This window comes from Ruegeria sp. C10 (assembly GCF_056537805.1).
In genome coordinates this window covers 322674-347966 of the sequence record NZ_JBQFSC010000002.1, presented here as the reverse complement: position 1 = coordinate 347966, position 25293 = coordinate 322674, and the positions used below count along the sequence as shown (strand labels likewise).

Here is a 25293-nt window from a genome sequence, read left to right as displayed (position 1 = left end):
CGCAAGCAGTATTACGACATGTTCGATGAAATCGCGTTCACCGACCGATCGATTTTCGTGATGTGTCAGTCTTTTTCCAACGGTACGCCGTACAATTCTAGGCGATGGCCTTTCAGCCTGTAGCCAAGCTTGGCTGCAATCTTTTCTTGCAGCGCTTCTATCTCAGGGTCGACAAACTCGATCACCTCGCCTGACTGCATGTCGATCAGGTGGTCGTGGTGATCACGCTCTGCATCTTCGTATCGCGCGCGCCCGTCGCCGAACTCCAGCCGCTCAAGTATCCCGGCCTCTTCGAACAACTTCACGGTACGATAGACTGTCGCGATCGAAATTCCCGCATCTTCGGCTGAAGCACGGGCATAAAGCTCTTCTACATCCGGGTGATCTTCGCTTTGCTGCAAGACCTGTGCGATGGTCCGCCGCTGGCCGGTCATGCGCAGGCCCTTGGCTTCGCAACGGGCGATAATCGTGTCGGACATGGTGACCCCCGGAACTGTTCGGTGTTCTGTCTTAATATGTCTACGCGCCCTGCGCCACAGACGATTTTGCGGTCAGGCGATGCGTCGCAGATCGGCCCAGACGGGTAAATGATCCGAGGCGATATGCGCGGGCCGCGCATCATGCACCCCGTGCAGTGCAGCCTCAAGCCCCTGCCCCACCGCGATTCTGTCCAGTGCCCCCAATGGCTGCGCGGCCGGGAAGCTTGGAACCGGAGGAAGAAACCGCATGTCCGGGGCCAAATGATCTAGAACAGGCTGGCGTGACCATTCGTTGAAATCCCCGGCCCAGACGGTGGGCATGTGTTCCAGATCAGAATCACATCGACGGATATGACTGATCTGTTGGCGTCGCGACGCCGGCAAAAGCCCAAGATGCATGCCCATCACCCGTAAAGGCCCGATCTGCGTATCAAACTCGACCCGCACGGCGCCGCGGGGCTCCAGACCCGGCAAATCATGATGACCTGCCTGACGCACCTGAATGGCGTCCCCACGCCAGATCACCGCGTTGCCATGCCAACCAAGACTACCGGCACCGCCCAGGTCCACGATCTGCCACCCGGCCTCATCCAACATGAAATGTGGCAAAGCGGCAGGACGGGGCGGCAATCGTTTGTCCGCCTCCTGCAGAACAACGATATCGGCCTGCATGCTTTCGATGACCTGCAATATCCGCTGCGGCTGCCGCCGGAAATCGAGTCCCACGCATTTCTGAATGTTGTAACTGGCAAGGCGCAAGGTCGAGCGGTAGGTCATCGGCACACTTAAACTGATTTAACCCAAGATCGCCAACTGGTCGGACAAGTGCAAGCTGAACCCAGCGCTGAATGGCAACGCGCCGCCTGCTCCGCTAACATTTGTGCAAAACGGCCTTGAGCCCGCGCAGCCCCTCGGCCACCTTCACGATCATGTTCATAAGGTTTGTCCACCCGATCAAGATAGAAGATATGGACGCGCGTCAGGGGTTCTTCTGCGCGGCCTACGACCTGCGCGACACTGCCGCGCTGGATAAATACACATTCGATCGAATTGAGGCGCTGCTGGTTTGGTTCCGGGAAAACCTTGAAATCCCCTATCGGTTCAACAGGACAAAATCTAAAGGCGCCTTTCAGCGCAATACCAAAGGCCTCAGCTGGTTCAAACCCGAAGCCAATGAGGTTTTGGGCAAGTCGTATGAGATGGTCGCACTGCTCAAAGAAAACGGATATCAGATCGATACTCTGCGATCAGACCGGATCGGCTACGTTGTCTATGAAGATGCGTGTCAGGTGATCGCCGAACCCTTTGCAGACACGCCCCGATAGCCTCGAAACCTGAAACTTCAAAAGTTTCAGGCTCGGTTTCTTCATAAGAAACCGTCTCTTTGTTACGTACCGCAGAATGTCGCGTGTACGACCTCGTTCTTCGCCGGAGGGCGCATCAGGTCAGCTGATTCTGGTTGATCCTCATACGGCCGTGACAGCACTTCATTCAGCCGATTGAACGGTGCGTAATCGCCCTGCACCGCAGCCTGAATCATCTGCTCCACCCGATGATTGCGTGGAATGAAGGCCGGATTGGCCACAGCCATCACGTCCAAAGGCGCATCCTCACGCGCCAAGCGTTCCTGCCACCCCTTTGCCCATTCGTCAAAAGCCGCCGGGTCGGCAAACTGGTCTCGCGCGCGGTCGCTGCCCAGCGCGCGGAACGTGTTTGCGAAGTCCGCCTGATTCTGCGCCATCCGCGTCAACAGATCCGAGATCATTTCAAGATCCCCCTCCTCTGCCCGAACCAATCCGATCTTGGCCCTGAAACGTTCCAGCCAATGTGCCTGCATCAACGCAGGCATGGCATGGACAATTTCGGTGGCCTCTTCGACAGCTGCGTCCTTGTCCCCAAACTGCTGAATTAGGGCCGTTGCCAGCTGCGCCAGATTCCAAACCGCAATCTCAGGCTGGTTCGAGTAGGCATACCGCCCCATCCGGTCGATCGAGCTATAGACTGTATTCGGGTGATAGCTGTCCATGAACGCACATGGGCCATAGTCGATCGTCTCACCGGCGATCGAGCTGTTGTCAGTATTCATGACCCCGTGAATGAAACCCACGCTCATCCATCGGGCGATCAACCCGGCCTGCGCATCCCGAACCGCGCGCAACAAACCCATAGCCCCGTCCGCCTCAGGATAGTGGCGCTGAATGGCATATTCAGTTAGCCGTTGCAGGCTCTCTAACTGCCCTCGCGCTGCAAACACCTGAAACGTGCCTACCCGCAAATGGCTTTGCGCCACACGTGTCAGTACCGCCCCGGGCATCGGACCCTCGCGCAGCACGATCTCTCCGGTTTCAACCGCTGCCAAGGCGCGCGTGGTGGGAATGCCCAGCGCATGCATCGCCTCGGAAACCACATATTCGCGCAAAACCGGCCCCAGCCAGGCACGTCCATCTCCCTGGCGCGAGAAAGGTGTCTGCCCTGAGCCCTTCAATTGAATATCCCGCCGAATCCCGTCGGTTCCGACCGTCTCACCTAACAAAACCGCGCGCCCATCTCCTAGTTGAGGGTTATAGGTGCCAAACTGATGCCCGGAATATAACTGCGCCAGCGGCTCGGCCCCTTCGGGCACAGTATTGCCCGCAAAAGCCTGCGCCATCTCTTCTACGTCGCCCGGCGCAATCCGCAACAGTCGCGCCAGATCACTGTTGAAGGCAACAAGCTTTGGTGCACGCACAGGCACAGGCCCCTGCCGCGCAAAGAAGGTGTCCGGCAGGCGAACATAGCTGTTGTCAAACGGGATCGTCAAAGTCATGCGGCAAACATATGCTCTGCATACACAATTGCCATAGCAGATCGTGCGCGTGCGTGCATAATCCCACAAACAGACCCGAGGCTTCCATGACCGCGCAAGACATCATCCAACACCTGAACCTGCAGCAGCACCCCGAAGGCGGCTGGTTCAAAGAGACCTGGCGCGCCGACAATCCCGGACGTGCCACCGGCACTTGCATCTACTTCCTACTGGCAGAGGGTGAGCGCAGCCACTGGCACAAGGTAGATGCGACCGAGATCTGGCTCTACCATTCCGGCGCTCCGCTGATCCTCTCGCTCAGCGCTTCCGATACAGGCCCTGCCAAAGACCACACCCTCACACCTGATCTGACCCAAGGCGCACCGCAGCTTATTGTACCCAAGGGCCATTGGCAGGCGGCGCGCAGCAGTGGAGACTACACGCTGGTCAGTTGCACTGTTTCACCGGGATTTGATTTTGACGGATTTGAACTCGCGCCACCCGGCTTTGATATTCCAAGAGTGTAATTCCATGGACCACCGCGCCCTGATCGCCGCGATCCCGCCCGAGACCAAGGACAGGCTGCAACAGCGGTCAGACACGGCAGGTCTCAGACATCTAGCGATCTATTTCGGCGCTTTGACAGCAACCAGCACCGGTATCATCCTACAGGTTCCCCTCTGGCCACTATTGCTCCTGCCGCAAGGCCTATTGCTGGTTTTCCTCTTTACGCTCAGCCACGAATGCACCCACAAGACGCCGTTCAAAACCCCTTGGATCAACGAAGCGGTTGGGCACCTTGTCTCAATTCCCATCTGCCTGCCATTCACATGGTTTCGCTACTTTCACCTTGCCCATCACAAATGGACAAACCACCCGACCAAAGACCCGGAACTTGGCGGCAAACCCCGCCCCGAAAACTGGCGCAGCCTTGCGATCTATCTCAGCGGCTGGCCATATTGGACGGGTATGGCCCGTGTGTTGACCGACAACGCGCGCGGCAGGATTGACGCCGCTTACCTGCCAACCCGCCAGCACCACGCCATACGAACTGAAGCCCGAATATTATCCACACTATATGCCCTGGCCGCACTCAGCCTGTTCTTCAGCCCCTTGTTGTTCTGGCTCTGGCTTCTGCCCGCCCTTATCGGCCAGCCTTTCCTGCGCCTATACCTGCTGGCTGAACACGGCCTCTGCCCGCCGGTGGCAAATATGCTCGAAAACTCCCGTACCACCTTTACCAATCGAATGATCCGATTTCTGGCCTGGAACATGCCCTACCACGCGGAACACCACGCCTTTCCAAACGTGCCTTTCCACCACCTTCCAGCCTTCCACCGCTGGACCCAGGCACACCTGCAATCCACCTCGGACGGCTACACCGAATTCACCCTGGATTACGCGCGTGCCCTAAATCGCTAGATCCGTCCCTTCATCTGGCCAAAAATACCTCGGGGGAGTCGCGCAGCGACGGGGGCAGAGCCCCCTACCCGCTCACCACGACACCCTTCGCCGGAGACGACACGACACCGCCCCCGACCAGCGCACTTACCCCGGTGGTACCCGGGCATGAGGTCGGCAATCCCCGCGCCACACGCACGGCGAGATAGGCAAAGGCCTGCGCCTCCAGCATATCGCCATCCAGCCCAACCGCCTCAACCGGCTCGACCGGGCAATCCAGCGACACGCGCAGCATTTCCATCAGCACTGGGTTGTGACGTCCGCCACCGGTAACCAGCATGCGCACAGGCGGCTTGGGACAATGCTCCATCCCCTGCAGCACACCCGCAGCGCTCATCCCGGTCAACGTAGCCACCGCATCCGCATCGCTCAGCTCCGTCACCAGACCGATCATTTCCGAGAAATCATTCCGGTCCAGCGATTTGGGCGGCATTCGGTTGAAATAGGGCTCGGCCAGAAACAGCTCCAGTGCGCCGGTCTCGACCGTACCCTCTCGGGCCAGCGCGCCGTCCCGATCCATCGGCAACCCCAACCGCGCCTGCATCAGATCGTCAACCGGCGCGTTGGCAGGTCCGGTGTCGAAAGCCAGCAACGCCCCTGGCGCTTCAGGCCCGTCAAAAGACGGGTCAACATAGGTCAGGTTCCCAACACCGCCCAGATTGAGGAAACACAGCGGCTCTTCCGCCCCGATCCATTTGGCGCAGGCGAAATGAAAGAACGGGGCCAGAGGCGCACCCTCTCCGCCCAGCGCCACATCATCGCTGCGAAAATCCCAGACCACCGGCAGCCCCAAAGCCTGCGACAGACCCAGCCCGTCACCCACCTGCAACGTGCCACGCCCACGCGGCTCATGTGCCAATGTCTGACCGTGGAAGCCGATCAGGTCGACCTCTTCGAACTCTGCAAGAACCTCGGCATGTGCCCGGGTCACCAATTCAGCCGAAATATCAACCTTTGGTCCATGCCAAAGCCCCAGCGCCGCGCGCAGTGTGGCACGCTCTTCTTCGGAATAAGCGCGATACCCGCTGGGACCAAAGCCGAATATCTGCTGCCCATCGGTTTCAACGACCGCAGCGTCCACACCGTCCAGCGATGTGCCCGACATGGCCCCCAACGCTCTGATCGCCCCCGATTTGCTGATGACCCTGCCCACGCCGACCTCGTATTGCGTCTCTCCACCCGTTTCGCCGGGTTCTGAGCACAACCTGCACGGTAATGCAAAGCCAAGGCAAGACACATCATGCGCGAGCTTCATTTTTCTTGGAAAAGGTGCCTTTTCCTTGCCTCTGCCCCCGCCTGTACCGTGCGCCGCTACAGAATTCGGAAAGGTACGAGACCGCGAATGAAGGCGACAAGGCGTTCCCAAACGCAGCGCAGTTCCGAGTGCTCATGAAAGAGCTGTACAAAGTCCATTACCACATGTTCGCAGATCGCTACAGCAGCTGCCAAGCTCTCCCAAGAATGCCCGTCGCCGGTTTCAGTGTTCCACTTGATCTGAAGCACCTACGATCATTCCATATAGCTCAGCTTCGTCAGATTTTCATTGAAACAAAGCGACTGAATAATGGCAGGTATTTTGGGATGTTGAGTGCAATAAAAGCGCAGGCTCAAAACCCCGGATATTCGCAAATGTTGCACCAATGCTTATAGATGAGATACTAATATGCAGCAAAGCACAGACAACAAATTGAGGACGGGTGAGTAGGTTCATACCGCTTAGTAAAAAGCGGCAGTGAATTGGCCTGAACAGGGTTTATGCCAAACATATACGGTGCATTTCGGACGGACACGACTCTGACTACGAACCAGGCCCAATTCGGCGGCGTTGGAACGACATTTCAGATCTCCGCGTACAATACGATCGAAATTACTGATGGTGTTGACCCCAACACCATCGAAGGAGACGGTGTAAACAACGAATTCCCAGACGATCCCACGCAAACCTATCTGGGGAATGCAATTGCCTGGGACTACAATTACATAGTCACGGATGGCACCAATACCTACACGATTGGCGTTTTCGACTATGATTCCAGCGGCAACGGCGCGTTTGGCGGCGGAGCCGAGCAAGGATTCTTCATCGGCTTTTTGGGGGATGTCCCCCCGCTCAACACAACACTGACGATCACGGCGCTGGGTGACGGTGCCTTCGCCAGTCCAGTCGTTAATCTGCCCGTTGACGACTTTGTTCCCTGTTTCACCAGTGGCACGAATATTCGGGTAAGGGGTGGTCATAAGGCGGTCGAGGATCTGAAAGCCAGCGATGACGTCGAAGTGTTTGAACCCACAGGTGATGGGCCCGGATTTGCCACCCTGCTGCGGGTGTTTCGCCGTACGATATCTGCCCCGGAACTGGCCGCAAACCCCAAACTGCGCCCAGTTCGTATCAGCGCCGGAGCGTTAGGTCTGGGCTTGCCTCAGCGTGATCTTGTGGTGTCCCGGCAGCACCGGATGCTGGTGTCTTCAAAGATTGTCGAGCGGATGTTCAGGACTTCCGAAGTTCTGGTACCCGCCGTCAATCTGACTTCGCTGCCCGGTATTTTCATCGATCAGGATGCCCAGAGCGTCGAGTATTTTCACCTTCTTTTTGGACAGCACGAGGTAGTCTATGCCGAAGGCGCACCATCGGAAAGCCTGTTTACCGGACCGGAAGTGCTCAAGGCCATCAGTGCAGAAGCACGAACAGAAATCCTGAGCATATTCCCCGAGATAGTAGAACTGGAATTTGCCCCCAAGCCCGCCTGCCCGATCCCATCCGGGAAGCTGCAAAAGCAACTGATTGAACGCCACATCAAGAATGAAAAGCCGCTTCTGTCCAGACACACTGCACGCTAGAACCAGAGGTTATCCGGCAGGACTTGGTACGCTTCAAAAACTGACGCGATATTCTGTGTTTCGCTATGCGTTATTTCTTCGCGTTTCCCTCATAAAGCTTATCCGCAAGATTCTTTTTGTGCGGACTGCACTTGCTCGCCAATGACTGGACATTCCGCGAGACTTAGGGAATTAGAAAGCCAGTCGCATGAATGTACCTTCCGTCGTGCGACCTAGCGGGTCTGGTTTTGAAACTACTGACCTATGACTTACACCAGCCCTTGCAGAGAGGGCCAGAACACAAGGCCTGTTGAGTGTCATGACCTACCACCCCAAATCGGATTTCATCGCCACGATGATCGAGCGCGGCTTTCTCGCCGACTGCACCGATTATCAAGGCCTTGACGACGCTCTGATTTCTGGGGTGCAGACGGCTTATATCGGCTATGACGCCACCGCACAGTCGCTGCATGTAGGTCACCTGATGAACATTATGGTCCTGCGCTGGCTGCAAAAGACCGGGCACAAACCGATCACCCTGATGGGTGGCGGCACCACCAAGGTGGGCGACCCCTCGTTCCGGTCAGACGAACGGCCCCTGCTGGGACCCGAACAGATCGACGCCAATATCGCAGGCATGAAACAGGTGTTCTCGAAATACCTGTCTTACGATGACAGCGAGACCGGCGCGCTGATGCTGAACAATGCCGAATGGCTGGATAGCCTGAACTACCTCGATTTCCTGCGCGATATTGGGCGGCATTTCTCGGTCAACCGGATGCTCAGCTTTGAATCGGTGAAATCGCGGTTGGATCGTGAACAGTCGCTGAGCTTTCTCGAATTCAACTACATGATCCTGCAGGCTTATGACTTCCTCGAACTGAACCGCCGATACAACTGCGTTCTGCAGATGGGCGGCTCGGACCAGTGGGGCAACATCGTCAACGGCATCGACCTAACCCGCCGGGTGCTGGATCACGAGATCTATGGCCTCACCACCCCCCTGTTGACCACCAGCGATGGCCGCAAGATGGGCAAATCACAGGGCGGTGCGGTTTGGTTGAACGGCGACATGCTGAGCGCCTATGAGTTCTGGCAGTTCTGGCGCAACACCACCGACGCCGATGTGGGCCGGTTCCTGAAAATCTTCACCGAGCTTCCGGTGGACGAATGCGACCGCATGGCCGCGCTGCAAGGGTCCGAAATCAACGAGGCCAAAATCCGCCTCGCCAACGAAGTCACAACTCTGCTGCACGGTGCAGAAGCCGCTGCAACCGCCGAGGCGACCGCGCGCGAGGTGTTCGAAAAGGGCGGCGTTGGCGGAGACCTCCCGACCCTGACCCTCAGCGCATCAGAGCTGGGTGACGGCATGTCCATCGTGCAGTTGATCGTCAAATCCGGCCTCGCCAAATCCGGCAAAGAGGCCAAGCGCCTGATCGCCGAAAACGGCGCCAAACTGGACGATGCCCCGCTGACAGATGCGGGCTTGATGATCGACGCAGGCGCGTTGTCATCGCCGATCAAGCTGAGCGCGGGCAAGAAGCGCCACGCACTGGTTCAATTGGGCTGATCCAAATTGGGCGGTCGCCGCCGGGTGGCCGTCCATTGAAGTAGAAGTGGCAGATTAATTAGGTCGAGACGTAGTGGTCAGCTTTTGGTTTTAGAACCGATCAAGAACCACGTTTTCACAGAACCCAATCCCTTTATCTCCACCACGCCTCGGGGTTCGAAGTCGTAGTCCGCTTCAAGCTCCTCTTTCGCGGCACCCGTTACCTGGATCCTCCCCGGTTCACCGTGGCTCTCCATCCGGCTGGCGGTGTTCACCGTTTCCCCCCAAACATCATAGAACAACTTCTGGTTTCCAATGACACCGGCGACAGCAGGCCCTGCGTGAAGTCCGATTCTTACTTGAAGCCCATCCGGAAAATCAGGTGACATTTCCGCAACCGACCGCTGCACGTCCAGAGCCATCTCGGCGACGCGATGCACCGGGTCGCCGACCGGAGAAGGCATACCTGCCGCGGCCATATAGGCATCACCAATTGTCTTGATCTTTTCCAATCCGTGTTTGTCGGCCAATTCATCAAATAGACGAAAGATCTTGTTCAGAAACCCGACTACATCTTCCGGTGGCAGTTTCGATGCCCGTGGCGTGAAATCCACGATATCAGCGAATAGTATTGCAACCTTGGGCAAACTGTCAGCGATAGTCTGGTCTGGCTCAAGCTTCAATCTTACCGCAATGTCTTCTGGCAGCAGATTGTAAAGCAACTTTTCCGACCGGTCGTATTCGGCTTCCAATTCGGCTCGCTGGGTCTCTACCTGTTCATAAAGATCACCCAGACGCGCACTTGTTGCATTCACGTCGTTTGCCAATTTGCCAAGCTCGTCGCGATTGGGGACATCAACTCGCGCCGCGAAATCTCCTTCGGCGACAACGCTAAGTGTTTGGCCAATTCGGCGCATTGGCCAGATCAGTGACGAAGAGATTGCGTAGCCAAGAAAAAGGGCTGCCCCCATTGCAATTGTTGCCGCCGCCACGACCATTTTGCGCGTCGATTGGTAAACTTCGGCATTCCTATTTGCCCGGTCACGCATCTCTGCTTCGGCGCCCTGCACAAGATTGTACGCATCGCTTTGCAGTGAACGAACTTGGCGAAAAATCTGATCCAATCCCAATTCGGCGAGATTCTGCATGTCTCCGTCTCTTCGAAACCGCACCATGGCGGCGGCCTTGGTTTTGATGTCGCCCAAATCTGCGCGGATTTCATCAATGGTTTGGAACTCTTTGCTGCCCGCCTGCAGGAATCGACGTATCCCTTGCGCAATGTGATGTTGCAGGTTCTCGATCTGACCGATGAAATTGCCGGTTGAAAATGCAAAAATTTCGTCCGAGTCGTCCCCGGGCGTCTGATCGATGACCAAGGACAAGTTCATCAGGTTCAACTCGCTCAGCGCCAAATGGATTTCGTTGAAATATGCAATCCTCTCCTGATCATGGATCATCGCATCGACACGCCTGTTCGATTGCTGCAAGGCCGACACCGCAAAAAGCGCCAATCCCAAAAGCAACAAGGTGATACCCAAAAACGCCATCAGCAGTTTCACCCGCACAGACAGGGCAGCTTTTGCCACGCTCCTTACGATCAGATTTGGTTGCTGAGAGTTCCTAATGCCCCGCTCCCACATGGATTAAGCCCGTCTCGAATGGTGCCGATACATAAATCAGAATACAGTCTGCGGGCGGACTAGTCACTTTTGGCCGCAATTCTTTGGCCAGATCGTCTGCTTCGCTGCCATTGCATGATGTTAAACACAAACTCCCACAAAGATGCGTTTGAGATACTTTAGTGAACCTCCTTCGAGTTGCCGTTTATTTGACGAAACCCCAACGTCGCATTTCGCAACAGTCTTTCGCATTCCTGCATGTGGACCTCACCCTTTCCGTTCCACTCTGAACCGGAAGGAGGCACCATATGACCAGAACTGCCACAGCCACACGTACCGGAGGGCGCTCTGCCCGCCGCGCCATGCGCACCGCTCCAAACTTCGAGATGTTGCCGGGGCTGACCCGCGGCATTCCGTTATGCGAAGTGATGGACGGCGCCCAGGTTGAACGCATTGATGCGGCCTCGATGGATATTCTGGAAAACGTAGGCGTTCAGTTCCGTGACCCCATCGCGCTGGAAGACTGGAAGAAGGCTGGTGCCAAGGTCGAAGGCGAGCTCGTCTATCTGGACCGCGGTCTGGTGCGTGAGCTGATCGCGACCATTCCGTCAGATTTCACCTACCACGCGCGCGATCCGAAAAAGAACGTGCGGCTGGGCGGTAAACACTCGATCTTCGTGCCGATGACCGGTGCGCCCTTCCTGCGCGATCTGGAAGATGTGCGCCGCAACCCGACGCTGGACGATCTGGCGATGTTCCACAAGCTCAGCCATATGTTGCCCGCGCTGCATTCCTCGGCCCATCACATCGTGGAGCCCTATGATCACCCGATCAGTCAGCGGCATCTGCGGATTACCTATTCGTCAATGAAGCACTCTGACAAAACCTTCATGGGCATGACCACCAGCCCCAAGAATGCCGAAGATGTCATGGAGATGTGTGCCATCCTGTTCGGCGAGGATTTCCTTGAAGATCACCCGGTCACCACTGGTAATTGCAACGGCAATTCGCCGCTGGTTTGGGATGAAACCATGCTGGGCGCGATGCGTGCCTTCTGTCGCCGAAAGCAGCCGGTGTTGTGCTCGCCCTTCGTTCTGGGCGGGGCCAATACGCCTGCCAGCGTTCCGGCGACCGTGGCGCAACTGAATGCCGAGGCGCTCAGCGCGCTTGCCTATACGCAGGTGATCCGCAAGGGCGCGCCCGCGATCTACGGGCACTACCTGTCGACCGTCTCGATGAAATCCGGCGCACCGATGGCAGGCACGCCCGAAATCAGCTTGATGAACTTCATGATCGGCCAGATGGCGCGGCACTACGAAGTGCCTTGGCGTACCTCAAACACTCTGGGCGGAGCCAAGACGTTCGACGCGCAGGCAGGCTATGAATCTGCCACCACCTTGCAGGCGGTCATCCATGCTGGTGCGAACTACATCTGGCACTCGGCAGGCTGGAACGAGGCCGGGATGCACTGCTCGACCGCCAAGTTCATCGTTGACGCGGAACAATGCGCCATGGCCTATCGCATGGCCGAGGGCCCGAAATGGGGCGATTTCGATCAGGCCGTTTCGGCAGTCGGTGATATCGGTCCGGGCGGGCATTACCTTGGGCATCCGCATACGCAGGACAATTTCCAGAGCGCATTCTTCATGCCGGATATGTTCGACAACAACTCGATCGAACAATGGCAGGCTGAGGGTTGTGTTGAAATCACCGAACGCGCCCTGAAACACGCCCGCAAGCTGCTGGCCGAGTATCAGGAACCAACGCTCGATATCGCCAAGAACGAAGAGCTGCTGGATTACATCGCCCGGCGCGAGCGTGAAATACCGGCTGCGGATGAGCTGAACCAATCCTACTAAATCCCGGGGAGGTACACGAATGAAGTTCGCCGGAAAAACCGCACTCGTCACGGGGGCGTCGGGCGGGATCGGGGGCGCCATCGTCAGCCAGTTGCGGGCCGAAGGCGCGCGTGTGGCTGTTGCTGACCGCGATGTGGGCAGCCTTGAAGCCGAGGCGCATCTGCCCGGCGATCTGCGCGATCCCGACTATTGCGACGGGCTGGCCTTGGCCGCGCATCAGGCGCTGGGTGGTCTTGATATCGTGATCAACAATGCAGGCGTGATCACCCGCGGCCCGGTGACTGAAACATCCGATGAGGACTGGGCCCTGTCCGTCGGAGTGAATGTCGAGGCCCCTTTCCGTATCTGCCGCGCTGCGATTCCAATCATGGCGGCGGCGGGTGGCGGTGCTATTGTGAACACTGCCTCGTGCTGGGGCCTTCGACCTGGCCCGGATCATGCGGTGTACTGCATGACCAAAGCGGCCATTGCCAGCCTCACCCAATGCATGGGGCACGATCACGCCCATCAGGGCATCCGCATCAACGCCGTCTGCCCGAACGAGGTGAACACACCGATGCTGCGTTCGGGCTTTGCCAAACGTGGGTTCGATCCTGATACGGCGATTGCCGAGCTTGGGAAGTCGGTGCCTTTAGGGCGTATCGCCGAACCCGAAGATATAGCCGAAGTGATCCTTTTTCTCGCCTCGGATTCGGCGCGCTACATGTGTGGTGCTCTGGTCGAAGTGAATGGGGGCAAGCCTGTGCAATGAACAGATTTGCAGGAAAAACAGCGCTCGTGACCGGTGGCCGCAGTGGCATCGGACAAGCCATCGCCCGGCGGCTGCGCGAAGAAGGGGCAAATGTCTACACTGCGCAGCGCGGTAAAGATGATGAGTTCCCCTCTATCCCAGCGGATTTTGCCAACCCGGAATGCCCGGCGCAGATCATCAAGCAGGTTGTGGACAGCGCGGGCCAGCTGGACGTACTGATCAACAATGCAGGCATGATGCAGGAGGCTTCCGTCAACGACATGCCGCTTGAAGATTGGCAACGCAACCTCATGGTCAACCTGACCGCCCCGTTCCTGCTGATCCAGGCTGCACTGCCACATCTGCGCAAAACCAAGGGCAGCATCGTCAATATCGGCTCGGTCGAGGGGTTGGGCAGCAACCCCGGCCACGCCGCCTACTGCGCCTCTAAGGCCGGGCTGCATGGGCTGACCCGCGCGGTTGCCGTGGATCACGGAGCAGAAGGCATTCGCTGCAATGCAGTGGCACCGGGCTGGATCGACACAGACCTCAACATCGATTTCATCGAGAGCATGAACGACCCCGGCGCATTCCGCCGGGATATCGCCCGCATTCATCCCGTAGGCCGCACCGGCGACCCGAAAGAAGTCGCCGCACTGGTCGCGTTCTTGGCAGCGGAGGAAGCGGGTTTTGTCACCGGTCAAATTTACACGATCGATGGCGGACGGATGGCAAAGCTCAGCCTGCCCTGACCAGCCTGCAAGCTATTCCGCCCCTGATCGCCACTCTTTCCAGCGCAGATACGCATTGGCCCCAACCGATGCGAAGGGCTCGGGTGGCAAACGCGGTGGCATCGGTTGCGCCAGAAAATGATCTGCAATCTGGGAGTCTTTCCCCAGTACAAGCTCTGCCACGCCCATTCCCTGCAATGTTCCTCGCGCTATACCCAATCCGTTTTGACAGCAGGCGGCATATACACCCTGCTCGATCTCACCGAACGCGGCCGAGCCATTGCGGCTGAGGCACAGCATCCCAGCCCAACGGTGCTGCATCTGTACATTCGGCAAGTTGGGAAATCGCTCCTGAAACTTACGATCGTGCACCGCGCCTGCCCGTTTCAAATGGCTGTCGCCGCTGTGGATTTCAGGATGAAAGCTTGAACAGGTCCGGATCAGAATGCGATCCCCATAACTGCCCGAAACCCGCCGGACCGAAGTGCCCATCGGATCCGCTGGCGTTACCGACCAGCGTGGCTGTCCGCCCAGCGTGGCGATCTGATCTGGTGTCAGCGTTTCCGTTATCGACGCGTAGAGGCAGATGTGCATCAGACGCCGCTGGTAAAACCCAAAGCTTTCCAGGTGACCATTCGTTGCCATCACGATCCGCCCCGTCGAAACCCGCGCCTGTTCGGTCTCGACCAACCAGCCACCGCCTTGTTTGCGAAACCCGGTCACGGCAGAGTTTTCATAAACACCGATCCGCCCAGCCAGATGCGTTGAGAGAGCCCGCACATAGGCTGCAGGCTGGATCATCACCGTCCCGGGCGCAAACAGACCAGATGTGTAATGCGGGCTGCCTGTCAGCGCCTGCATCTGCTGTGCATCATAAAGCTCGTGGGGCTCTCCCAATCGCGCCAGATGCACTGCGTAGTCTGCGTTGTGCCGATCACCCGCTGCGGTCGCAGCAGCGTTGATCTTGCCGCACGGGTCGAACATCTCCGGCGACAGGTCGCACTCAGCGGCTACCCGGGTCGCAAAGGAAATCGCCTGGCGATTCAGCGCGATTGTGGCCCGATCTGCCTCCAGCCCATCGCTGGCGTAATTGTCCGAGGCCAAGTCATGCGGCAGATCGATCATGAACCCTGAGTTGCGCCCGGCAGAGCCTTCCGCAAAGCGCCCAGCCTCAAGCACCACAACCTTCAGCGTCGGATCAAGCTGATGCAGCCTCAGCGCTGCGGACAGCCCGGCAAAACCACCGCCGATGATGGTCACATCTGCGGTCTGGTCTTGCTCAAGCCGAGGCAGGTCTTGCTGCAGAGGCAGGATGGCATTCCATCCTGCCACGCCGGTTTGCCGGGGCAAACGTTTGGCGGTGTAGATCGTCAATCTACCGCCTCATCTTCGTCATCGGCCAGATCAATCCAGATGGTTTTCAGCTGGGTATACTGATCATGGGCGTGAACCGAGTTGTCCCGGCCACCAAACCCGGACTGCTTGTAGCCACCAAAGGGTGTGGTGATATCCCCTTCACCAAAGCTGTTGATCGTGACGGTACCCGCCCGGATCGCCCGCGCGCCTCGGATGGCGCGTTTGGCGTTGGCTGTGAAGATCGAAGCACACAGGCCATATTCAGTGTCGTTGGCAATGCTGATCGCCTCGTCAAAGCCAGAGACTTCGATCACCGACAGAACCGGGCCAAAGATTTCCTCGCGCGCCAGCGTGGCATCGTTTCCGGGCACTTCGACCACCGTGGCCTCGATGAATCCATTCTCGGCCTTTCCGCCAATCAGCACGTTTTCGGCCTTGTCCAGATATCCGCAAACCTTGGAATAATGCCCTTCACTAACAAGCGCGCCCATCCGAGTTTCCGGGTCCAGCGGTTCGCCGACATTCCATTGCTTCGCATGATGCGCGATCCGTTCCAACAACTCTGCCTTCACGTCTTTATGCACAATCAACCGCGATGAGGCCGAGCAATTCTCGCCCATGTTCCAGAATGCGCCATTGACGACATGCGCCGCCACCCGATCCAGATTTTCCGCATCGTCCATCACGATGGCCGGGTTCTTGCCGCCCATCTCAAGCACCACCTCCTTGGCATTGCTTTCAGCGGAATAGTTCAGGAACTTCTTGCCCGTCACGGTCGAGCCGGTGAAGGACACCATGTCGATATCCATGTGCCGCCCGATGGGTTCGCCCACCTCGGCGCCACCGCCGGGCACCACATTCAGCACACCGCGCGGCAACCCGGCCTCAGACGCCAGCTCCGCCACCTTTAATGCGGTCAGAGAAGTCTCGGCCGCCGGCTTCAGCACCACCGAACAGCCCGCCGCCAGCGCCGGCCCGATCTTCCACGCCAGCATCAGCAAGGGGAAGTTCCACGGCAGGACCAGCCCAACCACGCCGATGGGCTCACGCACGACCATGGCGATGTGGTCATCACTGGCCGGGCTGACCTGATCATAGATCTTGTCGATCGCCTCGGCATGCCATTTCAGGCAGTGGATCGTCTCGGGAACATCAACGGTTTCGCAATCAAAGATGGTCTTGCCGCTATCGATGCTCTCCATCACCGCCAGTTCCCGCGCGTTGCGGGTAAGCAGCTTGCACAGGCGGATCAGAATGTCCTTGCGATCCGAGGGGTGCATCTTTGACCAACGCCCGTCGTCAAAGGCTTCTCGCGCCTTTTCGACCGCAAAATCCACATCCTCCGATCCGCAGGCAGCAATGCTGGTCAGCACAGCCCCGGTGGCTGGATTGATAGTGTCGAACACCTGTCCCGAGATCGAGGGGCGATAACCGCCGTCGATGAAAGCGCCCGTCGGCAGATCCAGATGCGCAGCGATGGATTCGTATTCGTCTTTCGTCAACAAGCCCATGCCTTAACCCTCCGCCAAAATATCTGCGATTTTGCGTTTCAGAACGCGCGTCACCTGCTCCAGCGCGCGTTTGTCATCTTTGTTCAAACCTTTCAGAGGCGGTCTCACCATCCCAGCATCGATCCCGTTCATGGTCACCCCATACTTGATCGTCTGGATGAATTTGCCGCCCTGCTCCAGCACCCGCATCAGCGGCATCAGCGCGCTCATGATGCGGCGGCCTTTGGCAAAATTGCCCTCGATCACACAAGCCTGATACAGCGCCACATGCTCGGCGGGCAGAAAGTTCGACCCGCCGCACACCCAGAACGGCGCGCCCCAGGCGAAGAACTCCAGCGCCTGATCATCCATGCCACAACCCAGCTGAATATGCGGGTAATCCCGCGCCAGCAGATGCACCCGGTTGATATCGCCCGAGCTTTCCTTGATGCCGCAGAAGTTCCGGCTGCGCCCGACACGGTCCAGGAACTCTTCCCCCATCATCGTGCCAGTCCGATGCGGATAGTTATACAGCATCACCGGCAGGTCAGCCACCTTGTCAATCGCCAGAGCGTTCAGCGCATTCTCACGGTCTGTCGGCACCGAATATGGCGGGCTGGCCAACAGGATCGCATCCGCGCCCAACTCGCGCGCGCCTGAAGCCAACGCAATGGAATCTTCGGTCAGCATCGCTCCGGTTCCCACAACCAGAGGCACACGCCCCTTTAGTTGTTCATGCGTAAAGCGCGCCAGTTCCAGCCGCTCATCGACGGTCTGCGCATAGTTTTCGCCGGTGGACCCGCCCGAGATCAGCCCGTGCACACCATTCTCGATCAGGTACTCGATCACCTCGGCCAACGCGTCCCAGTTCACGCCACCATCCGCCGCGTAGGGTGTCACCACCGGCGTATAAATACCCTCAAATCTGAAGATCGGAGTCATGTGTCCCTCATGCAGAAGTCTTACCGGGGACCTGCCCCAGCGGAAAATCCAACCCCTCGGGCATCACGAACAGCTCGATCTGATCGCGTGACAGGGTCCAGTGGTCGTCGGCCAGCTGCGCAGCAGCCGCCTCATCGCCCGCCTCGATGGCGGCGATGATGGCGTCATGCTGGTCGCTCGCCTCTGAAAGGTTCTCAGCCATTCGTGCGGTCTGCGGGCGATAAAATGTCATCCCGATCCGCGCGTGATCGATCAGCAACCGGTTGAACGATGGGGATAAATAGACATTCCCCGCCATCTCTCCGGTCACCTCGTGAAACCGGGTATTGGCCAGCGTCCGCTCCTCAGCCGAGCCTGTACGCAAGGCTTGCCGAAACGTCTCTTGCGCCTCTTTCAACTGATCGATCTGATCGTGCGTCGCATTCGCCGCGGCCAGACGCAGCACCGCGCCATAGACCATCGGCGCAACCAGAAAGAAATCGCGTAGCGTGGTATGAGACATCTCTGACACCCGCGCCCCGCGATGGGTGCGCAGGTCCAGATACCCCTCACCGGCCAACTGCCGGAACACTTCGCGCAAAGGCGTGCGCGACAGGCCGAAGGCCTGCGAAAGCTGCGCCTCGTCCAAATCCTCTCCGGGACGCAAACGCAGGGTCAGAACCGACATCTTCAGATGCTCAGCCAACGCCTCTTTTGGTGATTTCCCTTCGTCCCTCATCCGATCCCCTTCATCACGATCCCGCGAATCGATAGCTTGCCCTCTGGTATCGTATAAAAATACATGTTGTATACAGTTAGTTTTCGTGCAGCATGCAGAAAACTGTCAGAACGCCCTGATTCCGGACTATCGATGAGCCAAACACAGCACTACGCCTTCATACTGGTCGAGGAATTCTCGCATCTCGCCTTCTCCTGCGCGGTCGAGCCATTGCGGATCGCAAATTTGCTGGCCGAGGAAGATCTTTATCGATGGTCCTTCCTGTCCGAACACGCTGAGCATGCGGTCTGTTCAAACGGATCGGTCACTTTGGTGCATGGTGGATTCGGATCTATCCCAAAATGCGACCAACTGTTTGTTCTGTCAGGAATAAACATGCGCAATCACGTCTCGCGTCCGCTGCTCGCATCCCTGCGCCGAGAGCGGGCGCGGGGCACCAATATCAGCGCCTTGTGTTCCGGTGCATGGCTGCTGGCCGAGGCCGGATTTTTGGATGGGATGCAGGCGGCGATCCATTGGGAATACCATGATGCTTTCATGGAGGCCTTCCCCGAGATAAACCTTGTTCGCAGCGTCTTTGTCGCCGACGAAAAACACATGACCGCCTCGGGCGGCACCGCGACCGCCGATCTGATGCTGCACCTGATCGAACGCGACCACGGTCACGATCTATCAGTCGCAGTGGCCGATCAAATGGTCTATAACGCCGTGCGCAACGCCACCGCCGATCAGCGCGTCTCGCTGCAATCGCGCAACGGGATGCGGAACGCGCATCTGGCCAAGGCGATCCACATCATGACCGACAATATTCAAAGCCCACTGTCGCCCTCGGTCATAGCCAGCGATATCGGCATCTCAACCCGACAATTGGAGCGCCTGTTTGGGAAATTCCTGAACACCTCGCCCAAAAAATACTTCATGGAGTTGCGGCTGGACCGCGCCCGCAATCTGCTACTGCAGACCGAATCTTCGGTGACCGAAGTCGCCTTTGCCTGCGGTTTCGAAAGCGCCGGTCACTTCTCGCGCGTATACCGGGCCGCCTTTGGTGTCACGCCAATGCAGCAGCGCAGCAGGCTTGATTGATCAAAGCTGTGACTGGACAGAGGGCCATGGTTGGGATTATCTGAACAAGTGTTCAGATCAGGAAGGAACCCGCCATGCAACTCTCAACCACAGCTGCGGTGATCACCGGCGGAGCCTCCGGCCTGGGTGAAGCCACAGCCCGTCACTTTGCCGAGAACGGCGCGCAGGTCACAATCCTTGACCGCGACGCCGAGCGTGGCCCGCAAGTCGCGGCTGAAATCGGCGGACATTTCGCACAAGCCGATGTGACGGATGAGGCCTCGGTCGCTTCAGCGATTGCACATGCGATGGACAAGATGGGTCGCATCACCGCCGCAGTGAACTGCGCCGGAATCGCGATTGGAGCTAAGACTGTGGGCAAAGACGGCCCCCACCCTCTGGAGGCGTTCCAGCGTACCATCGACATCAATCTGGTCGGTTCCTTCAACGTCTCGCGTCTTGCTGCCGCAGAGATGGCAAAGAATGACCCCGAACCGGATGGCGCGCGCGGCGTGATTATCAACACCGCCTCCATCGCCGCCTTTGACGGGCAAAAGGGTCAGGCGGCCTATGCAGCCTCGAAAGGCGGCGTGGTCGGCATGACCCTACCCATGGCACGCGATCTGGCCTCGACTGGTATCCGTGTGATGGCCATCGCACCGGGCATCTTCATGACCCCGATGCTGGCCGGCCTGCCTGAAGAGGTGCAGCAACAGCTTGCGGCGGACGTCCCCAACCCTGCTCGCCTCGGCGACCCGCGCGAATACGGTCGTCTGGCCGGGTTCATCGTCGAGATGGGCTACCTGAACGGAGAGGTCATCCGCATCGACGGTGCCCTGCGGATGCGCTAAGACGGGTTTCATGACCGAGCGGCAGAAAATGGCGGCAGGCGAGTGGTATTGCTGCCTCGACCCCGAACTGGAAGTGCTTCGCATGAAAGCACGCCGCGCGGTTCATGCTCACAACACCTGCCCGCCCGATGACCGAGGGGCTATAGCTCCCGAATTGGCGACGCTCTTTGCGGGGATCGGGCAAGATTGCTATTTTGAGGCTCCGTTCCACTGCGCTTATGGAATGAACCTGTCGCTGGGCGACCGGGTTTATCTGAATGCGGGCTGTGTCATTCTCGACACCGCGCCTGTTCGCATCGGCAGTGACTCGATGCTCGGCCCCACGGCACAGATCTATTGCGCCCAACACGCCAAAGACCCAGCCCTGCGCGCACAGGGTCTGGAAATCGACCACCCGGTGACAATCGGCGAAAACGTCTGGATCGGCGGTGGCGCGATCATCATGCCCGGCGTTACTATCGGAGACCGCGCCATCGTCGGCGCGGGCAGTGTCGTCACGAAGGACGTCCCCGCCGGAGCAACTGTTGTCGGTAACCCCGCCCGCCCCATTTGAGCACGCGCAAACCGGTGCATAGGTTTGTACAACTCAGACAATCTAGTCGATTGAGATTGTACAACTCGGACTCAACCGGCTTCGGCCTTCTCTTCAAGCATCAGCCACTCTTCCTCAGCCTCTGACAGTTTTTCCTGCCGTTCGACCAGGGCATCGGTTGCCTTCTGGAACTTGATCGGTTCGCGTGTGAACAGCTCAGGATCAGACATCAGTTCTTCGAGCTTGGCGATCTCGGCTTCAAGGCGCGCGATCTCTGCTGGTAGCTTCTCAAGTCGGTGTTTCTCCGAAAATGAAAGCCCCGCCTTCTGCTTCGCCTCTTGCTTCACTTTCGGCTTTGAAGGCCTTGCTTTTTCTTCCTTTTTCGCAACCACATCACCTCGCTGAGCGATATAATCGGACCAACCACCGGCATAGACCGTTGCGCGCCCATTGCCCTCCATCGCGATGGTTGTGGTCGCAACACGATCCAGAAAATCCCGATCGTGGCTAACGAGCAGCACCGTGCCATCATAGTCGTCCAGCAATTCCTGCAGCAGATCCAGCGTTTCGACATCCAGATCGTTGGTCGGTTCGTCCAGCACCAGCAGGTTCGATGTTTTCGCCATCAGTTTCGCCAGCAGCAACCGGGCTTTTTCCCCACCGGACAAGGACTTAACAGCCGCTCTTGCCTGCGCGTCATCGAACAGAAACTCTTTGAGATAGCCCACTACATGCTTGGGTTGGCCGCCCACCATCACCTGATCGGCCTTGCCCGAGACCCGCATCTCGGGATCGCCGGTCAAGCTGTCCCACAGGCTCATTTCCGGGTCCAGCTGTGCCCTCGCCTGATCGAACACGGCGATCTCAAGGTTAGTACCCAGCACCACCGAACCCTCGTCCGGTTCGACCTGACCCAGCAGCATTTTCAGCAACGTCGTTTTGCCCACACCGTTCGGCCCAACAAAGGCCACACGGTCACCGCGCTGAACCAGAAGATCGAAATTGCGCACGATCTGCTGAGAGTCAAATGCCTTTGAAACGCCAGTGGCCTCGATGACCTTGCGGCCTGATTTCGGACCGGATTCCAACGTCATGGCAGCCGATCCCTGACGTTTGATCTGCGCTGCACGCTCGGCGCGCAAGGCTTGTAGCGCCCGAACACGACCCTGATTGCGCTTGCGGCGGGCGCTGATACCCTCGACGGCCCATCGCGCCTCGGACTTGATCAAGCGGTTCAGCTTGTGGCGCTGCTGATCCTCCTCTTCCCAGACCTTGTCCCGCCAGTTTTCAAAGGCCGCAAAGCCCTGTTCTTGCCGCCGCACAACTCCGCGATCGATCCACAGCGTCGCACGGGTCAACGCACGCAGGAATGCGCGATCATGCGAGATCAAAACATAGGCGGCGCGGGTCGAGCCCAACTCACGCTCCAACCACGCAATCGCCTCGATATCCAGGTGGTTCGTCGGTTCGTCCAGCAACATCAGGTCCGGCGCTTCGGCCATCAGCTTGGCCAAGGCGGCGCGTCGCCTTTCCCCACCCGAAGCGGTTTCGACCGCGCGCTCAGGGTCGAATTTCAGCCCTTCGCCCGCGCGTTCGACCTTATACAGCTCACCCGGTTCCAACCCGCTTGAGGCATAGTCTCCAAGCGTCGCGAATCCTTGCATTCCGGGATCCTGCTCCATGTAACCCACTGATTTACCAGGAGGGATGACGATTTCACCCTGATCGGCCTCGACCAGCCCGGCCATCACTTTCATCAAAGTGGATTTGCCAGACCCGTTCCGCCCGACCAGCGCGACGCGATCACCGGGTTGAACCACAAGGTCCAGATCGGAAAACACCGGATCACCCCCGAACGTCAGAGAGATACCGGACATCTGCAATAAAGGAATTCTCGCCATACCCGCCAGCTAAACCGGCCAAAGCAAGGCGTCAACGCCCCAACTTCACCTTTTCCCAGATACTCAAATCACCCAGCCACCGCGCGCAGCAACCGTTTACGAGCTGGGGGAATTGCTCCGATTTCAAGGCCGGTGAACACATGCAGGGTGTTCATGTGCCTGTCTACCACCGCATGATCGCTGACCCACCCCCCCATCATCAGATAGGTGCGCAACAAGGGAGGCATCCGAAGCATCGCCTGTTTTACATCAGGGCGTCGGCGCAAGCGCGCCGCAAAGCGAAACACATCCGGCGCCTTGACTCGCGGCAACCATCGCCTTGGTGCCAGATGTCGGTGTTTGAGCATCGCAAAAGCGTCAAGATATTCGGCAGTTTCTGTTCCAGCGAATGACGAACAACCAAACAGCATTTCGATCCCGTTCTGATCGACATACGCCGTCATTGCGCCCCACGCGACACGCAAGATATCCGGATCATTGTAGTCCGGGTGGATACAGAACCGGCCCATCTCAACCATCGGTCCCGTAAAATCGCGTAGTGCCGACAGATCATAGAACTGTGCCGAGTAGCTGAGTCCGATTTCAAAGCCGCCCTGCATTGTCAGCATACGGAAACAGCACACCAACGCCCCACCGGCCTGCAGATCTTCGACCAGAACATGGGCGCAGCGTGCATCAAAAGCATCACAATCCTGACCATCAGTAGCAAAGGTCAGCATCCTCAGCGTCTGCGCCGCCGCCACGTCTTGCTCGGTTTGCGCCAAGCGGGCGCGATATCGGCCCTTGTCCAACAAAACCGCCATGGTCGCATCCTCCTGCGGTTGCTGACCGGTCACATCTGTCTGGTCCTTACTACAGAATGTGTGACTGTCCTGTGACCACTGCAAGAGAATTGGTCGCTTTAGTTGTTTGCGCCAGGAATATTTGCCGGGTTGAAGTTGCCGATGTTACCCAGAAGCTGACGCAGGAAGCCTTTGTCTTCCACGTTGGAATCGGTCACGCGACGATCCAGCACGATGACATAGCCGTCTTCCAGGCCGAACCGCTCGATATTGCGAACGACACCGCGCTGATCAAAGCTGATCGCGACCAGTTCACGTGAAACGACCTCGGGTCGTTTGGGCCCATAATGACGGACGCGCGAGGCGACATAGTAATAGCCCGAATCCCGCACCACGCCCGCCGAGCTGGGCGCGCCGATGGTTTCTTCAACACTATCGCGGGTATCGACGCCGACCTTGATTTTGGCCAGATCCTCTGGCGGAGGCACGTAGCCGTGATTCTTGAAGATTGGTGAACATGCGCCCACGACCGCCAGACAGGCCGCAAAGACAAGCGTTTTCGACGCTGGTTTCAACCTGTTCAAACCCTTCAACATGCACATCCTCTTGCCATGGCCCCTTGCGGACCCTATCCGATTACAGAAACCAAGGCTCCGGTTCAACACAGGAAAACCTCACGAATGAGCAACCAGACATCTTTACGCGTCGCAGACCTGCCGCAAAACGCTCCGACCCCGTTTGAGTTGCGCCCGACCGGCGAGGCGCTGGAGGCCATAAAACAAGAGCTCGGCCTGCTTGGCCTCCGCAAGCTCAGCTTTGTCGGCGAATTGCGCGCGCAGGGCAAACGGGATTGGACGCTTTCAGGCAAGCTGGGCGCAACGGTGATCCAACCTTGTGTCGTGACGCTGGAACCTGTGACCACACGCATCGACACCCCGGTGAGTCGCGTCTTTGTGGCTGATTGGAGCGATCCGGAGGAGCCCGAGTTCGAAATCCCCGAGGATGACGAAACCGAACCGCTTGGCCCCGAGATCGATCCTGCGCTGATCATGGTTGAAGCGCTGTCGCTGGCCCTGCCCCAATACCCACGGAAGGATGGAGTCGAGCTGGGCCAGATAGACTATACCGAACCGGGCAAACAGGCCCTCACGGATGAGGATGTAAAACCCTTCGCTGGTTTGGCCGGGCTGCGGGATGCGATGAAAAAAGACGAGTGACAGGCGAGGGATTTCCTGTCATAGCAGGCCGTCAGAAAAACCGCTTGAACATGACGAGAATCGCAGTATTTTCGCGCGCTCATTGGAATTTGGGTTGGACATTGCGGGGCAAGCCCCTTAAACGCGCGTCAAACCACGAGAAAACAAAGTACGTAACCCGGCTGAGAGCGAATCTGTCAGCCCATATCAGACAAAGGTTGAGACCATGGCCGTCCAACAGAACAAAGTTTCCAAGTCGCGTCGCAACAACCGCCGCGCACACGACGCTCTGGTTGCTGCAAACCCGAACGAATGCCCGAACTGCGGCGAGCTGAAGCGCCCACACCACGTTTGCGCATCTTGCGGCCACTATGACGATCGTGAAGTCGTCGCTCAGGCCGACGAAATCGACCTGGACGAAGACGCGGCCTAAGCC

At 58.1% G+C, this 25293-nt stretch carries 25 protein-coding genes; 13 read left to right on the top strand and 12 right to left on the bottom strand.

Going from position 1 to position 25293, the window contains the following annotated elements; genetic code table 11:
• Positions 1-65 precede the first annotated feature (65 nt).
• Both ACR0DE_RS10095 and ACR0DE_RS10090 read right to left on the bottom strand, forming a co-directional pair.
• Positions 66-479: a Fur family transcriptional regulator gene (locus tag ACR0DE_RS10095; protein ID WP_170396723.1), complete on the bottom strand. Its 414-nt coding sequence runs from the start codon at positions 477-479 to the stop codon at positions 66-68.
• Between the two features lie 72 nt (positions 480-551).
• Positions 552-1256, bottom strand: coding sequence for an endonuclease/exonuclease/phosphatase family protein (locus ACR0DE_RS10090; RefSeq protein WP_170396721.1), 705 nt, complete (start codon positions 1254-1256; stop codon positions 552-554).
• A gap of 116 nt (positions 1257-1372) precedes the next feature.
• Between ACR0DE_RS10090 and ACR0DE_RS10085 the strand changes: the two genes are divergently transcribed.
• Entirely contained in the window at positions 1373-1804 is a 432-nt protein-coding gene (locus ACR0DE_RS10085) for a hypothetical protein (RefSeq protein ID WP_480561400.1), read from the top strand.
• Between the two features lie 62 nt (positions 1805-1866).
• Here the strand turns inward: ACR0DE_RS10085 and ACR0DE_RS10080 are convergent, their stop codons facing one another.
• Positions 1867-3285 (bottom strand): protein adenylyltransferase SelO, encoded by a 1419-nt coding sequence (locus ACR0DE_RS10080; RefSeq protein WP_170567060.1) that lies wholly within the window; start codon positions 3283-3285, stop codon positions 1867-1869.
• Between the two features lie 86 nt (positions 3286-3371).
• On the opposite strand from ACR0DE_RS10080, the gene ACR0DE_RS10075 reads away from it, so the two are divergent.
• Positions 3372-3791, top strand: coding sequence for a cupin domain-containing protein (locus tag ACR0DE_RS10075; protein WP_170626825.1), 420 nt, complete (start codon positions 3372-3374; stop codon positions 3789-3791).
• A 4-nt stretch (positions 3792-3795) separates the two neighbouring features.
• Entirely contained in the window at positions 3796-4686 is an 891-nt protein-coding gene (locus ACR0DE_RS10070) for a fatty acid desaturase (protein ID WP_480752961.1), read from the top strand.
• 64 nt (positions 4687-4750) lie between these two features.
• Here the strand turns inward: ACR0DE_RS10070 and ACR0DE_RS10065 are convergent, their stop codons facing one another.
• Positions 4751-5878: an anhydro-N-acetylmuramic acid kinase gene (locus ACR0DE_RS10065; RefSeq protein WP_480752959.1), complete on the bottom strand. Its 1128-nt coding sequence runs from the start codon at positions 5876-5878 to the stop codon at positions 4751-4753.
• A gap of 602 nt (positions 5879-6480) precedes the next feature.
• On the opposite strand from ACR0DE_RS10065, the gene ACR0DE_RS10060 reads away from it, so the two are divergent.
• The gene (locus tag ACR0DE_RS10060; protein ID WP_480752957.1) at positions 6481-7560 is read left to right on the top strand and encodes a Hint domain-containing protein; all 1080 of its coding nucleotides are present in this window, start codon (positions 6481-6483) and stop codon (positions 7558-7560) included.
• Between the two features lie 298 nt (positions 7561-7858).
• A complete protein-coding gene (gene tyrS, locus ACR0DE_RS10055; protein WP_170595380.1) occupies positions 7859-9109 on the top strand; it encodes a tyrosine--tRNA ligase in 1251 nt (416 codons plus the stop codon).
• A gap of 77 nt (positions 9110-9186) precedes the next feature.
• Here tyrS and ACR0DE_RS10050 read toward each other — a convergent pair whose 3' ends face one another.
• Positions 9187-10674, bottom strand: a complete 1488-nt coding sequence (locus tag ACR0DE_RS10050; RefSeq protein ID WP_480752954.1) for an adenylate/guanylate cyclase domain-containing protein — start codon at positions 10672-10674, stop codon at positions 9187-9189.
• Positions 10675-11015: 341 nt separating this feature from the next.
• Between ACR0DE_RS10050 and ACR0DE_RS10045 the strand changes: the two genes are divergently transcribed.
• The 3 genes from ACR0DE_RS10045 to ACR0DE_RS10035 are packed head-to-tail and all read left to right on the top strand — an operon-like array spanning position 11016 to position 14048.
• Complete coding sequence (locus tag ACR0DE_RS10045) at positions 11016-12566, top strand: trimethylamine methyltransferase family protein (RefSeq protein ID WP_170406312.1); 1551 nt, start codon at positions 11016-11018, stop codon at positions 12564-12566.
• 19 nt (positions 12567-12585) lie between these two features.
• Complete coding sequence (locus ACR0DE_RS10040; protein ID WP_480752952.1) at positions 12586-13317, top strand: SDR family NAD(P)-dependent oxidoreductase; 732 nt, start codon at positions 12586-12588, stop codon at positions 13315-13317.
• On the top strand, positions 13314-14048 hold the full coding sequence (locus ACR0DE_RS10035) for an SDR family NAD(P)-dependent oxidoreductase (protein ID WP_480752948.1): 735 nt from the start codon (positions 13314-13316) through the stop codon (positions 14046-14048). Before ACR0DE_RS10040 ends, ACR0DE_RS10035 begins: the two co-directional genes overlap by 4 nt.
• A gap of 12 nt (positions 14049-14060) precedes the next feature.
• On the opposite strand, the gene ACR0DE_RS10030 is transcribed toward ACR0DE_RS10035, so the two are convergent.
• From ACR0DE_RS10030 to ACR0DE_RS10015, 4 genes are read right to left on the bottom strand one after another with little or no spacing between them, the layout of a single operon-like run.
• Positions 14061-15401, bottom strand: coding sequence for an NAD(P)/FAD-dependent oxidoreductase (locus ACR0DE_RS10030; protein WP_480752946.1), 1341 nt, complete (start codon positions 15399-15401; stop codon positions 14061-14063).
• On the bottom strand, positions 15398-16894 hold the full coding sequence (locus ACR0DE_RS10025) for an aldehyde dehydrogenase (RefSeq protein ID WP_480752944.1): 1497 nt from the start codon (positions 16892-16894) through the stop codon (positions 15398-15400). Before ACR0DE_RS10025 ends, ACR0DE_RS10030 begins: the two co-directional genes overlap by 4 nt.
• A 3-nt stretch (positions 16895-16897) precedes the next feature.
• The gene (locus tag ACR0DE_RS10020) at positions 16898-17815 is read right to left on the bottom strand and encodes a dihydrodipicolinate synthase family protein (protein ID WP_480752942.1); all 918 of its coding nucleotides are present in this window, start codon (positions 17813-17815) and stop codon (positions 16898-16900) included.
• A gap of 7 nt (positions 17816-17822) precedes the next feature.
• Positions 17823-18533, bottom strand: a complete 711-nt coding sequence (locus ACR0DE_RS10015; RefSeq protein ID WP_170396695.1) for a GntR family transcriptional regulator — start codon at positions 18531-18533, stop codon at positions 17823-17825.
• Between the two features lie 132 nt (positions 18534-18665).
• On the opposite strand from ACR0DE_RS10015, the gene ACR0DE_RS10010 reads away from it, so the two are divergent.
• The 3 genes from ACR0DE_RS10010 (at position 18666) to ACR0DE_RS10000 (ending at position 20999) form a co-directional block, all read left to right on the top strand.
• A complete protein-coding gene (locus ACR0DE_RS10010; protein ID WP_480752940.1) occupies positions 18666-19616 on the top strand; it encodes a GlxA family transcriptional regulator in 951 nt (316 codons plus the stop codon).
• Positions 19617-19690: 74 nt separating this feature from the next.
• Positions 19691-20446 (top strand): 3-hydroxyacyl-CoA dehydrogenase, encoded by a 756-nt coding sequence (locus tag ACR0DE_RS10005; protein ID WP_480752939.1) that lies wholly within the window; start codon positions 19691-19693, stop codon positions 20444-20446.
• Between the two features lie 10 nt (positions 20447-20456).
• Positions 20457-20999: a sugar O-acetyltransferase gene (locus ACR0DE_RS10000; RefSeq protein WP_170636216.1), complete on the top strand. Its 543-nt coding sequence runs from the start codon at positions 20457-20459 to the stop codon at positions 20997-20999.
• A gap of 71 nt (positions 21000-21070) precedes the next feature.
• On the opposite strand, the gene ACR0DE_RS09995 is transcribed toward ACR0DE_RS10000, so the two are convergent.
• The 3 genes from ACR0DE_RS09995 to ACR0DE_RS09985 all read right to left on the bottom strand — a co-directional run bounded on the left by ACR0DE_RS09995 (position 21071) and on the right by ACR0DE_RS09985 (position 24257).
• A complete protein-coding gene (locus tag ACR0DE_RS09995; RefSeq protein ID WP_480752938.1) occupies positions 21071-22879 on the bottom strand; it encodes an ABC-F family ATP-binding cassette domain-containing protein in 1809 nt (602 codons plus the stop codon).
• Positions 22880-22947: 68 nt separating this feature from the next.
• Positions 22948-23682, bottom strand: coding sequence for a GNAT family N-acyltransferase (locus ACR0DE_RS09990; RefSeq protein ID WP_170510766.1), 735 nt, complete (start codon positions 23680-23682; stop codon positions 22948-22950).
• A gap of 98 nt (positions 23683-23780) precedes the next feature.
• On the bottom strand, positions 23781-24257 hold the full coding sequence (locus tag ACR0DE_RS09985; RefSeq protein WP_170509417.1) for an outer membrane protein assembly factor BamE: 477 nt from the start codon (positions 24255-24257) through the stop codon (positions 23781-23783).
• Positions 24258-24341: 84 nt separating this feature from the next.
• Here ACR0DE_RS09985 and ACR0DE_RS09980 point away from each other — a divergent pair, with 84 nt between their 5' ends.
• Positions 24342-24878, top strand: a complete 537-nt coding sequence (locus ACR0DE_RS09980; protein WP_170509414.1) for a DUF177 domain-containing protein — start codon at positions 24342-24344, stop codon at positions 24876-24878.
• A gap of 205 nt (positions 24879-25083) precedes the next feature.
• Entirely contained in the window at positions 25084-25290 is a 207-nt protein-coding gene (gene rpmF, locus ACR0DE_RS09975) for a 50S ribosomal protein L32 (RefSeq protein ID WP_008756996.1), read from the top strand.
• Positions 25291-25293: the final 3 nt, after the last annotated feature.

Bases quoted from the DNA above. Each gene is read 5' to 3' on its own strand.
- ACR0DE_RS10075 (WP_170626825.1), top strand. From the start codon at position 3,372: ATGACCGCGCAAGACATCATCCAACACCTGAACCTGCAGCAGCACCCC.
- ACR0DE_RS10040 (WP_480752952.1), top strand. From the start codon at position 12,586: ATGAAGTTCGCCGGAAAAACCGCACTCGTCACGGGGGCGTCGGGCGGG.
- ACR0DE_RS10045 (WP_170406312.1), top strand. From the start codon at position 11,016: ATGACCAGAACTGCCACAGCCACACGTACCGGAGGGCGCTCTGCCCGC.
- rpmF (WP_008756996.1), top strand. From the start codon at position 25,084: ATGGCCGTCCAACAGAACAAAGTTTCCAAGTCGCGTCGCAACAACCGC.
- ACR0DE_RS10070 (WP_480752961.1), top strand. From the start codon at position 3,796: ATGGACCACCGCGCCCTGATCGCCGCGATCCCGCCCGAGACCAAGGAC.
- tyrS (WP_170595380.1), top strand. From the start codon at position 7,859: ATGACCTACCACCCCAAATCGGATTTCATCGCCACGATGATCGAGCGC.
- ACR0DE_RS10015 (WP_170396695.1), bottom strand. From the start codon at position 18,533: ATGAGGGACGAAGGGAAATCACCAAAAGAGGCGTTGGCTGAGCATCTG.
- ACR0DE_RS10005 (WP_480752939.1), top strand. From the start codon at position 19,691: ATGCAACTCTCAACCACAGCTGCGGTGATCACCGGCGGAGCCTCCGGC.
- ACR0DE_RS09995 (WP_480752938.1), bottom strand. From the start codon at position 22,879: ATGGCGAGAATTCCTTTATTGCAGATGTCCGGTATCTCTCTGACGTTC.
- ACR0DE_RS10035 (WP_480752948.1), top strand. From the start codon at position 13,314: ATGAACAGATTTGCAGGAAAAACAGCGCTCGTGACCGGTGGCCGCAGT.
- ACR0DE_RS10090 (WP_170396721.1), bottom strand. From the start codon at position 1,256: ATGACCTACCGCTCGACCTTGCGCCTTGCCAGTTACAACATTCAGAAA.
- ACR0DE_RS10060 (WP_480752957.1), top strand. From the start codon at position 6,481: ATGCCAAACATATACGGTGCATTTCGGACGGACACGACTCTGACTACG.
- ACR0DE_RS10000 (WP_170636216.1), top strand. From the start codon at position 20,457: ATGACCGAGCGGCAGAAAATGGCGGCAGGCGAGTGGTATTGCTGCCTC.
- ACR0DE_RS10080 (WP_170567060.1), bottom strand. From the start codon at position 3,285: ATGACTTTGACGATCCCGTTTGACAACAGCTATGTTCGCCTGCCGGAC.
- ACR0DE_RS10010 (WP_480752940.1), top strand. From the start codon at position 18,666: ATGAGCCAAACACAGCACTACGCCTTCATACTGGTCGAGGAATTCTCG.
- ACR0DE_RS09985 (WP_170509417.1), bottom strand. From the start codon at position 24,257: ATGTTGAAGGGTTTGAACAGGTTGAAACCAGCGTCGAAAACGCTTGTC.
- ACR0DE_RS09990 (WP_170510766.1), bottom strand. From the start codon at position 23,682: ATGGCGGTTTTGTTGGACAAGGGCCGATATCGCGCCCGCTTGGCGCAA.
- ACR0DE_RS09980 (WP_170509414.1), top strand. From the start codon at position 24,342: ATGAGCAACCAGACATCTTTACGCGTCGCAGACCTGCCGCAAAACGCT.
- ACR0DE_RS10020 (WP_480752942.1), bottom strand. From the start codon at position 17,815: ATGACTCCGATCTTCAGATTTGAGGGTATTTATACGCCGGTGGTGACA.
- ACR0DE_RS10025 (WP_480752944.1), bottom strand. From the start codon at position 16,894: ATGGGCTTGTTGACGAAAGACGAATACGAATCCATCGCTGCGCATCTG.
- ACR0DE_RS10095 (WP_170396723.1), bottom strand. From the start codon at position 479: ATGTCCGACACGATTATCGCCCGTTGCGAAGCCAAGGGCCTGCGCATG.